Consider the following 981-nt stretch of genomic DNA (forward strand, 5'->3'; position numbering starts at 1 on the left):
TTGCCGGCGAGAAACTCGATCAGATTGGCATGGTGGATGGCGACGCGGCCGACATTGCCGCGGATGGTCTCGTAATTCTGCTTTTCGAGATAGGCGGGCAGGGCGGCCTCGCCGGGGTTCGGATAGCGGCGGGCAAAGGCCTGCCAGGCGAAGTAGTTATTCTCCAGCGGAAAATCGCAAGCGAGTTTTTCCAGCCGGGCTTTCAGCACGCTGGCCATGGTGCCGTCGCCAGAAGTGATCAGCGAATCGTACTGCGCCGGTGGAATGCCGAGGCCGAACAGCGAAGCCTTGCGCGACGTCGCCCATCTCAAAAGCTTGTTGTCGAAGACCGGCGCCAACTCCTCGTTGAAGAAGCGGCGCTGCTCGCCGATGTTCCTGGCCTGCATGATGCCGGCTGGGTCGACGCCGAAGAATTTTCCCGTGCGATGGCCCATGGCGATGAACAAGCCGAGCAGGCCGGTCTGGTAGAAATTGCGGTCGAACACAGTGATGCGACGGCGCCCGCGCCAGTTGCGGCGCTCCCAGTAGTGACGGCTGACAGGATCGAGATGCGGCGCGATGAAACGGTCATACGCTTTCGAATTGTGGCTGGTGTCGGCGGCGCCGAAGAAGCGGAACAGATCGCCCTGCGATGGCAAATGGCGCACCGCCTCCAGCTTCATGCGGTTCAGCGCGATGTGCGCGGTGTTGAGGTCGACGGCGTCGACCCGGGCCGGCGAGCGCGTGAGGTAGGCCAGGATGTTGCAGCCGCCGGAGGCGATGGTGACGACGCGGTGGCCCTGGCCAAGCTGCATCGCCTCCATGTCGACATCGGGGTCTTCCCAGATCTGCGGATAGACGAGGCCGGAGAACAGGAAGGCGAACAGCCGCTCCGAAATGCCGGCCTTCGACAGCGGGCGGTTCTGATAGACGGCCTTTCCAACTTCCTTGCCGCGGCGAAAAACCAGATCTGCGGAAACGTCCGTCATGGCAAGATGATTC

Annotated in this window: 1 protein-coding gene; it reads right to left on the reverse strand. The window is 62.5% G+C overall.

Annotation, left to right across the window (positions count from 1 at the left end):
• The coding region (locus EN969_RS32835; protein WP_245467629.1) for a DUF3419 family protein at window positions 1–981 on the reverse strand (981 nt) is incomplete at both ends.

Source organism: Mesorhizobium sp. M7A.F.Ca.CA.003.01.2.1, assembly GCF_003998945.1.
GTDB classification, from domain to species: domain Bacteria; phylum Pseudomonadota; class Alphaproteobacteria; order Rhizobiales; family Rhizobiaceae; genus Mesorhizobium; species Mesorhizobium ciceri.